This is a genomic window from Desulfobulbaceae bacterium (assembly GCA_013792005.1).
GTDB lineage: Bacteria > Desulfobacterota > Desulfobulbia > Desulfobulbales > VMSU01 > VMSU01.
In genome coordinates this window covers 1-9093 of sequence record VMSU01000124.1, presented here as the reverse complement: position 1 = coordinate 9093, position 9093 = coordinate 1, and the positions used below count along the sequence as shown (strand labels likewise).

General features: G+C 54.2%; 10 protein-coding genes. 1 reads left to right on the top strand and 9 read right to left on the bottom strand.

Going from position 1 to position 9093, the window contains the following annotated elements:
* From secA to FP815_07295, 7 genes are all read right to left on the bottom strand, one after another.
* Positions 1-1861: preprotein translocase subunit SecA (secA, locus tag FP815_07325; GenBank protein MBA3014752.1), on the bottom strand; the 1861-nt coding region annotated here is incomplete at its 3' end.
* Positions 1862-1991: 130 nt separating this feature from the next.
* A complete protein-coding gene (locus tag FP815_07320) occupies positions 1992-2471 on the bottom strand; it encodes an N-acetyltransferase (GenBank protein MBA3014751.1) in 480 nt (159 codons plus the stop codon).
* A 52-nt stretch (positions 2472-2523) separates the two neighbouring features.
* Entirely contained in the window at positions 2524-3129 is a 606-nt protein-coding gene (locus FP815_07315; protein MBA3014750.1) for a hypothetical protein, read from the bottom strand.
* A 7-nt stretch (positions 3130-3136) separates the two neighbouring features.
* Positions 3137-4792: an arginine--tRNA ligase gene (locus tag FP815_07310; protein MBA3014749.1), complete on the bottom strand. Its 1656-nt coding sequence runs from the start codon at positions 4790-4792 to the stop codon at positions 3137-3139.
* Positions 4793-4901: 109 nt separating this feature from the next.
* Entirely contained in the window at positions 4902-6065 is a 1164-nt protein-coding gene (gene alr / locus FP815_07305) for an alanine racemase (GenBank protein MBA3014748.1), read from the bottom strand.
* A gap of 59 nt (positions 6066-6124) precedes the next feature.
* Positions 6125-6535: a hypothetical protein gene (locus FP815_07300; GenBank protein MBA3014747.1), complete on the bottom strand. Its 411-nt coding sequence runs from the start codon at positions 6533-6535 to the stop codon at positions 6125-6127.
* A gap of 94 nt (positions 6536-6629) precedes the next feature.
* Complete coding sequence (locus FP815_07295; GenBank protein ID MBA3014746.1) at positions 6630-6815, bottom strand: 4Fe-4S dicluster domain-containing protein; 186 nt, start codon at positions 6813-6815, stop codon at positions 6630-6632.
* A gap of 286 nt (positions 6816-7101) precedes the next feature.
* On the opposite strand from FP815_07295, the gene FP815_07290 reads away from it, so the two are divergent.
* Positions 7102-7455, top strand: coding sequence for a hypothetical protein (locus FP815_07290; protein MBA3014745.1), 354 nt, complete (start codon positions 7102-7104; stop codon positions 7453-7455).
* A 47-nt stretch (positions 7456-7502) separates the two neighbouring features.
* Here FP815_07290 and trpS read toward each other — a convergent pair whose 3' ends face one another.
* A complete protein-coding gene (gene trpS / locus FP815_07285; protein ID MBA3014744.1) occupies positions 7503-8468 on the bottom strand; it encodes a tryptophan--tRNA ligase in 966 nt (321 codons plus the stop codon).
* 154 nt (positions 8469-8622) lie between these two features.
* A partial coding sequence (locus FP815_07280; GenBank protein MBA3014743.1) for an Hsp70 family protein occupies positions 8623-9093 on the bottom strand: 471 nt, incomplete at its 5' end.

The window sequence follows — 9093 nt, the reverse complement described above, 5'->3', positions numbered from 1 at the left end:
TTAAGACCTCAAGCCGCTGGCTATAGATAATCTCCCGCTGCTTGTTCATGACATCGTCATATTCCAACAGGTGTTTGCGGATATCGAAGTTATGGCCCTCTACCTTCCGCTGGGCGTTTTCAATCGCCCTGGTGATCATGGTGTGCTCGATAGGCTCATCCTCTTCCATGCCCAGACGCTCCATGATCCCGGAGATCCGACCGGAACCGAAGATGCGGAGCAAGTCGTCCTCAAGCGACAGATAAAACCGGGATGAACCGGGATCTCCCTGACGACCGGCGCGGCCTCGGAGCTGATTATCGATCCGCCGCGACTCGTGGCGGCTGGTGGCCAGAATATGGAGACCGCCCAACTCGGCCACCCCCTCCCCCAGCTTGATGTCGGTGCCGCGTCCTGCCATGTTGGTGGCGATGGTTACCCGGCCAACCTGTCCCGCCTCGGCGATAATCTCCGCCTCGCGCTCATGGTGTTTGGCGTTTAAGACCTCATGCTCAATCTTCTCTTTTTTCAACATGGCGGAGATCAACTCGGAGATGTCGATACTGATGGTCCCGACCAGAACCGGCCGCCCCTGCTCATGCATCACTCTGATCTCGCGAACCACTGCCCGATACTTGGCAGCAGCATTCTTATAGATGACGTCGGCGTAATCGTCTCGAACCATCTTTTCGTGGGTAGGAATCATCACCACGTCGAGATTGTAAATCTTCTTAAACTCCACCGCTTCGGTATCGGCAGTGCCGGTCATTCCGGCAAGCTTCTCGTACATGCGGAAATAATTCTGGAAGGTGATCGAGGCCAGGGTCTGATTCTCCTGAGCAACCTTGACCTCCTCCTTGGCCTCCAGCGCCTGGTGCAGACCGTCGCTGAAACGGCGACCAGGCATAGTGCGGCCGGTAAACTCATCAACGATCACCACTTCACCGTTAACCACGATATAGTCGACATCGCGCTTGAACAGCACATGGGCCTTCAGCGCCTGGTTCAAATGATGGAGGTAGTTGATATTCTTGGGATCATACAGGTTGTCGATATCGAGCAACCGCTCTCCCAGCTCCACGCCCTCGTCATTCAACGCCAAGCTGCGGGCCTTCTCATCAACGGTGTAATGCTCAAGGACCTTAAACTGAGGGATGATCCGATTGACTTTACCATACAGCTCAGTGGACATCTCGGCGGGACCGGAGATAATCAGCGGCGTCCGCGCCTCGTCGATCAGGATGCTGTCCACCTCGTCGACAATGGCAAAAAAGTAATCCCGCTGGCAGAACTCCTCCAGGGAGAACTTCATATTGTCGCGCAGATAATCAAAACCGAACTCGTTATTGGTGCCGTAGGTGACATCGGCATGATAGGCCTCACGGCGGGCGGCGTCGTCCATCCCATGAAGGATGGTACCCACGGTCAGCCCCAGGAAACGATACAGCTCGCCCATCCACTTACTATCACGCCGGGCCAGGTAGTCGTTGACCGTAACCACGTGAACCCCCTTACCTGCCAGGGCGTTCAGATAGACCGGCAGGGTGGCGACCAGGGTCTTGCCTTCACCGGTCTTCATCTCGGAAATACAGCCCCGATGCAAGATAACGCCGCCGATGAGCTGGACATCGTAGGCCCGCATATTGAGGACCCTCTTGCCCGCCTCTCGGGCGACGGCAAAGGCCTCAGGCAAGATATCGTCAAGAATTGCCCCTTGAGCTAGGCGTTCTTTAAATTCAACCGTCTTAGCCCGGAGACCATCATCATCAAGGGCCACAATACCCGGTTCCAGACTGTTGATCTTATCAATAATCGGTTTGATTTTCTTCAGAATCCGATCGTTCTTACTGCCAAAGATCTTGGTAAGCACTTTACCGATCATAAAACCATCACTCCATAGTCAGAAGGAAGTGTGCGAGATGCGGCAAGGTCACAAGACCACCGGCCAAATTCCTCACATGCTTCAAAAATATATCCCAAATACATCCGAACATACCCGTACCGACCGCAACTTACCGTTGCCAAACCAAGGCAGTCTCGTTACAATCGGGGAATTTCGGACAGTTAATACAGTCACTCCACACCTTGTGGGGCAACTCATTTTTGTCGATCTCATGAAAGCCAAGTTTTTTAAAGAATCCAGGCTGATAGGTCAAGGTAAACACCTTGGTGATCCCCAGAGTATCCGCTTCATCCAAACAAGAGCGGACCAAGCTTGTGCCGATATCCTGCCCCTGAAAGCGCTCAAGGACTGCCAACGACCGGATCTCCGCCAGATTCTCCCAACAGACATGGAGCGCTGCCGAGCCGGCCACAATACCGGAAGATACGCCGGTGGTGGCTGCCTGATCGTGGGCCACAAAGACTTTGAAGTCCCGCAATTGATCATACAAGGCGCTCAACGCCCGGCCCAGCAATTGGCCTTGGGCGGCAAAATGACTGAGCAGGGAGTGAATCTCCTTGATATCACCCATGGTGGCGTTGCGTATCATATCACACCTATCATAAAAACGCTAAAAGGGGTCAAAGCCTGCCTCCTCATGATCACGGAGAGGCGGCAGGGAAACTTTTCTGATTTTCGGACACGAGGCTGATAAACACCTTGTTCTGCTCACTGGATTCAAGCTTGGATGCCAGGGTATTGGCCTCGGCCAGGCTGTCAAAATGCCCCACCAGAACCCGGAAGAACGTTCCTTCGGCATCGGGCTTCAAGTAAAAGGCGTCATAATCCCGAACTCGCCACTGCGCCACAGCCTTCAAGGCCCGTTGCTCGTCGCGGAAGGCCCCCACCTGGATGGCGAAAAACGACGGTGCGTTCTCTTTATCCTTGTCAGCGCTTATCGTCGCAGGGCTTGCCGTTTGCGTCTGTGTCCCTGATGGGGCGGCAGCAGTAGTACCCCCGGGGGCATCAGCCTCCGGAGTCCCGACCGGGGGCGGCGGGGACTCCTTCAACATTCTGGTCGCCGCAGAGATCAACTCCCGAGGGTCGCCGGTCGCCAAGGTGGATTGCAACCCGGACTGCCCGGTCCATACCCCGAAAAGATACATCCAGAGAAAAACACAAAAGACAACTACCACCAAGCCCAGCAAGCCGCCGATGCCCAGTTCAATCCGCACCAAGGCGTTCTCTTTGGGTGCCTTCCGTGCCATGAGCCTGTCACATGGTTTCCGGGGCTTTCACCCCAATCAGCACCAAACCATTCCGCAGGGACATTCTCAGGCCATTAATCAGCCACAGACGAACCTGGGTCAGGGCCTGATCCTCGGAAATGACCCGGTGCTTATTGTAATAACTATGGAATTTTCCCGCCAGGTCCTGCAGATAAAAAATAATCCGATGAGGGGCAAGATCATAGGCAGCGCTCTGCACCAACTCCGGATAGGCCGCCATCTCTTTTAAGAGATCAAGCTCCTCCGACTCCACCAACAGGTCCAGCCGAGCGTCCGCAATCTCACCCAAAGGGAGCCCTCGTTCCTCCGCCTGCCGAAGGATGCTGCACACTCTGGCATGGGCATATTGAACGTAATAGACCGGATTCTCCTGACTCTGCTGGGTGGCAAGACCCAGGTCAAATTCAAGCTGGCTGTCCGCCTTGCGCATCAGGAAGAAAAAACGGACCACATCCTGACCAACCTCGGAAAGCAACTCATCGACCGTGACAAAGGTTGCTTTGCGAGTCGACATCTTAACCTGCTTCCCGTCCCTTACCAGCGTCACAAACTGATGCAACACCACCGTAACCTTGCTGTCGTCGTAGCCCAGCGCCCGAATACCGGCCATGACGTCGGGTACGGTAGCGATATGATCGGAACCAAAGATATTGACCATCCAATCAAAGCCACGTTTGAACTTCTCCCGGTGGTAGGCGATATCCGGCAACCGGTAAGTCGGCTCACCCGTGCTCTTGATGATGACCCGGTCCTGGTCCAGCCCTAATTCAGAAGTTTTAAACCAGACTGCGCCATCCTGATCATAGACCAGCCCCTTGGCGCGCAGCTGGGCCACCACATCGTCGATATGGCCCTCATCATAGAGCGAATGTTCGTTGTAATAATTATCAAAGTGGATGGAGAGACGCTCAAGGGTGCCGTTGATGTCGGCAAAAATCGCCTGCTCCGCCTTGAGCTGAAAGGGTGTCAGATCCTCCTGGCCACGCAGGGTGTCACCATGTTCCGCCTGCAGATCCTTGGCAATGTCCACGATATAGTCGCCTTGATAGCCGTCCTCAGGAAACTGACCTTCCTCACCCAGCAGCTCCAGATACCGTGCCTGCACCGACTGCGCTAGTACCCGCATCTGACGCCCAGCGTCATTATAGTAATACTCGCGGGTCACCTGATGACCGGTCGCTGCAAGCAAACGGCAGATAGCATCACCCAGCACCGCCTGTCGACCATGGCCAACGCTGAGCGGCCCGGTTGGGTTGGCGCTGACGAACTCGACCAAGACCTTCTTGCCAGCCCCGACCTGACTGAGGCCAAAAGTCTGGTCCTGACGGCACACCTCAGACAAGACCGACTGCCAGACCTCTTTTTTAATGAAGAAATTAACAAAGCCCGGCCCGGCGATCTCGACCTTGTCAAACAAGGGAGATCCAGCCAGGAGTTCGACCAATTGGGCGGCCACGGCCCGGGGATTCTTCTTGTCCCGGCCGGCAACGATCATGGCCAGGTTAGTCGCCAAGTCACCCTGCCCCTCCCGCTTCGGCTGTTCCACCGTATACGAACCAGCTGCGCCATCAGACCAGTACTGACGGTTGACCCCTTCCTGAAAACAGCTATCGACAATCTCTTTTACTCGTGCTCTGATCATAATAACCCGTGGACACTACAACAGATGTTGCGCACCCGACACCTCGGCATCAAAAATTAGGTAACAATAAATTAACGACAGCAGTAAAAAAACCTCGCCAGTGAAAAGATCAGCCAGCGATCAGAGCCTCGCTCATCTCACCGACATACTCCCTCTGGTTGCTATTGCCGAAAAGACACATAACCTCGTAATGGATGGTCTTCATCCATCCGGCAATCTCATCCACAGTAATCTCGCCCACCCCCATGGGTCCTTCCTGCCGGCCCAGCAGCACGACCTCATCACCAACCGATACCTCCGGGATAGCAGAGACATCGACGACACAGGCGTTCATGCAGATTCGGCCGCACACCGGAGCCCGCTGGCCACGAATCAGGACCTGAGCGTGGCCGGTCAATGATCGCAGATAACCATCCGCATAGCCAACCGGTAAAACAGCAAGACGGGTAGACCGGGTCGTGACATGCAGGTGGCCATAGCTCACCCCATACCCCGCCGGCACCTCCTTAAGCTGCAACACTCGAGTTAAAAAAGACATCACCGGGGCAAGAGCGAGACGAGAACGACAGACTGCGTCATCGGCCGGATATCCTCCGTAGAGAGCAATGCCAGGCCGGACAAGATCGTGATGGGATTCAGGACAGGCCATAACCGCCGCCGAGTTGGCGATGTGAACAGACGGGACCTGCCCCGTTTTCATGCCAGGCTGGCTCCTGAGAGCATCCACCACCTGCACAAAAATTGTATTCTGCGCACGAGTCACGCCGTCATCAGAATCGGCCATGGGGAAATGACTGAGGATCCCGGCCAGATAGATTCCAGGCAAGTCCCCAAGCGCTGCCACAAAGGAAGGAACTTCCGCCGGCAGGATACCAAAACGCCCCATCCCCACATCGACCTTAAGCTGCACTCCGATCCGAACCTGGCGCGCAACCGCCCGCGCGGACAATCGTTTAAGGACACCGAGATCAAACACCACCGGAGTCAACCGATAGTCGATCAACTCGTCCGCCCCGTCCCAACCAAGAAAAACGACAATGGAGCCGCTGACGCCAGCTTGACGCAGGGCAATCCCCTCGTCAATCTCCGCCACCCCAAAATGGGTGGCGCCGACTGTGACCAGGGACAGCGCAGAACGCAGCAAACCATGGCCATAGGCATCCGACTTAACCATGGCCAAGACATCGACCCCAGGACCGACCGCCGCCTGAATGGCGAGAAAGTTAGCCTGCAAAGCTCCTAAATCAATAACAACCCTATTATACGAGGTCATTGAAGTTGGCCATTGTCAACGGTTAGCGCTTTCATATCAAGGACAAACCCACACTCGCCTCAGGAAGGGTAGTGGATGGCTCGTTGCCACACCAATCGGCTTGAGAACAACAAAGCCCAACCAATCGCCCCGTACACGGCGCCGGTAATTTCACCAGGCAGCCCGGAATGACGGAGGAGCCAGCCCAACCCTATCATCATCACCACCAAGCCCCACATCTTAACAGAATAGATCCCGCCAAGACAGTCGCCATCCTCCTTGGCCGACAGGCGTAGCAAGTTTTCCCTCGCAGATTTGTCTAATAACAACAAAGACTTCGCTGTCCCGACAGCCATCGCGGGCAGCAACAGCCACACCCGTCCTGCAGTGTGCAGGAAGAGTCCGCCCCTGAGTAATAGGACCATGCCAACCACACTCCAGACAGAGGCAGCAAGAAAATGATGAATACGGAGAGAGGCGCCTGGTTTCAAGGCCTACCCCTTAATTTTCTAGATAACAAAATAAAAAGGCCCATCCCCTGACGGAGACAGGCCTATTGCTCCCAATACACGTACCGGACGTGAATTAGGCCTCACTTACGACGATAGCGCCTGACGGACAAACCTCAACGCAAGTCTCGCAACCAAGACACTCGTCGATATTAACAGGCTCAGCCTTACCGTCAACCATCTCCAGAACCTGTGCTGGGCAAGCGTTTACGCACTCTTCATCACCGGTACATTTGTCCTTATCAATTTCTACATTCCACATTACAACTCCTCCATAAAAATTAAATGAATAACTTGCTCGGCAAGGACTCCTCACCGCTCAAAAACTACGTAATAATTTCATGACCATTAATGCACAGCCTTTTTTTTGTCAACAAAAACTTGAGGCATCAACTCTCCTGCCGCCAATGTTTTTTCAACTCCTTGCCGCCTGAGCAGAAGGGTCCCGAAGACGAAAAAAAACTGGCCATCTCCTCCGCTATCGCGTAAAAGCAAAATACCTCATACCAACAAAGGAGTCAGAAGATAAGGATTCAGGAGTCACCAGCATGAAAAAACAAAAAAAATCCATCCCGGATAGCAAAGGAAAAGCACTCAAATCAGAACACGCCATGATTGCAGGTATCATGGAAGGCAGCCCGGACGCCATCGGCGTGGCAGTGATCCGAATGGAATGCGGCTGCCGAAAAATGGCGGCGGTTGATAAAAACGGCGAACCCGCCAGCAAGGTCATCGCCTACCGAGACCAAGCGGAATCGGTCTGCCCCAAGTGCAAGGAAGATAACGGCGCCTTCCACCGGGTAACCGAATCGTTCATCGACTGGGCCTCCTCCGAACTCGACGAGGCGGAAAGGTCCGCCATTGAGGTTAAAGTCCTCGGCAGCAAGCCAATCCCGAATTAACCGGATTTTGCATGGTCGGGTGAACACCAACCCACCCGACCGCGAAGCTAATACCTCAAGCCGACCCGTTCCCGCACTAAATCCAGAGTAGGGGTCGCTTTAGCGCGGGCCTTCTCCGCACCACGGGCAAGGATCGCCTTCACCTGAGCCGGGTCCTTGGCCATCTCTTCCCGCCTATCCCTGGCCTCGGCAAAAAATTCCCACAACAAATCGACAAGTTCCAACTTGATGTAGCCATATGCCGCCCCGCCGTTCAGATAGAGATCCCGTACTTCCGCCAACCGTCCAGCCGGAGCGAACATCTTAAAGATATTAAAAAGATTACACTTTTCCGGGTCCTTAGGGTCCTCAACCGGGGTTGAATCGGTCTGAATGGCCATCACCGATTTCTTTAACTCCTTGGCGGTCTGGAAGATGTTAATGGTATTGCCATACGATTTTGACATCTTCTGCCCATCGACACCGGGAACCGTGGCAACGGTGTCATCAATCACCGGCTCCGGCAGGACAAAGGTCTCGCCAAAGGTATTGTTGAACTTGATGGCGATGTCCCGCGCCACCTCGATATGCTGCTTCTGATCTTTACCGACTGGCACCCGATCTGCCTGGTAGAGGAGAATATCCGCCGCCATCAGCACCGGGTAAGAGAACAGGCCATGACTGGCGGCAATTCCCTTGGCAACCTTATCCTTATACGAGTGACAACGCTCAAGGAGACCCATCGGGGCCAGCGTCGACAAGATCCAGGTTAACTCGGTCACCTCCGGGACATCCGCCTGCACCCAAAAGATGCATCGTTCCGGGTCGAGCCCCAGGGCCATAAAATCGAGCGCGGCATTCATAGTGTCTTTGGCGATGCGATCCCGGTCATGGACCGATGTCAAGGCATGCAGATTGACGATGAAGGCATAAAGTTCTCCCTGATCCATGTTCTTGATCATCGGGAGCATCATCCCAAAATAATTACCAATATGGAGTTGCCCCGAAGGCTGGATTCCGGAAAGGGTTTTCATGTGTGCCTCTTGCTTTTATCTCGTGGAGTGCCGCCCGGTAAACGTTTACAGTTCGGTGAAATCCGCACGTTCAACGCTTCTGGTGAACGATTACAAAAAAATGGGGGAACGCAATTTCTCACGTTCCCCCACCGATCTTAATGACTCACCGAGACTACTTCACTTCCTCAAAATCGGCATCAACCACGTTGTCGTCCTTAGGAGGCTCAGTACCACCAGCGCCGGCGCTACCGCCGGGTTGCTCCTTACTGGCCTGGGAGTACATGACTTCAGCTAATTTATGTGAAGCCTGGGTCAAGGCCTCAATATCAGCCTTAATGGCATCGGTGTCGTCACCGGTCATGGTCTTTTTCAGTTTCTCAGTAGCCTCTTCCACATTCTTGCGAGTTGCCTCGTCGACTTTATCTCCCACCTCTTTCAAACTCTTTCCGGTGGCATAGATCATGGAATCAGCCTGATTTTTGGCCTCAATCAAGGCTTTCCGTTTCTTATCCTCTTCGGCATGAACCTCGGCGTCACTGGTCATCCGAGAGATTTCTGCCTCGGACAAGCCGCTGGAAGCTGTAATCTTGATCGACTGCTGCTTACCAGTGCCCAGATCCTTGGCCGAAACATGAAGGATACC

What these genes read in the sequence shown, in the direction of transcription:
- trpS (MBA3014744.1), bottom strand. Translation starts at nt 8,468, where the DNA reads ATGAAAACCCTTTCCGGAATCCAGCCTTCGGGGCAACTCCATATTGGT.
- FP815_07295 (MBA3014746.1), bottom strand. Translation starts at nt 6,815, where the DNA reads ATGTGGAATGTAGAAATTGATAAGGACAAATGTACCGGTGATGAAGAG.
- FP815_07320 (MBA3014751.1), bottom strand. Translation starts at nt 2,471, where the DNA reads ATGATACGCAACGCCACCATGGGTGATATCAAGGAGATTCACTCCCTG.
- alr (MBA3014748.1), bottom strand. Translation starts at nt 6,065, where the DNA reads ATGACCTCGTATAATAGGGTTGTTATTGATTTAGGAGCTTTGCAGGCT.
- FP815_07315 (MBA3014750.1), bottom strand. Translation starts at nt 3,129, where the DNA reads ATGGCACGGAAGGCACCCAAAGAGAACGCCTTGGTGCGGATTGAACTG.
- FP815_07290 (MBA3014745.1), top strand. Translation starts at nt 7,102, where the DNA reads ATGAAAAAACAAAAAAAATCCATCCCGGATAGCAAAGGAAAAGCACTC.
- FP815_07310 (MBA3014749.1), bottom strand. Translation starts at nt 4,792, where the DNA reads ATGATCAGAGCACGAGTAAAAGAGATTGTCGATAGCTGTTTTCAGGAA.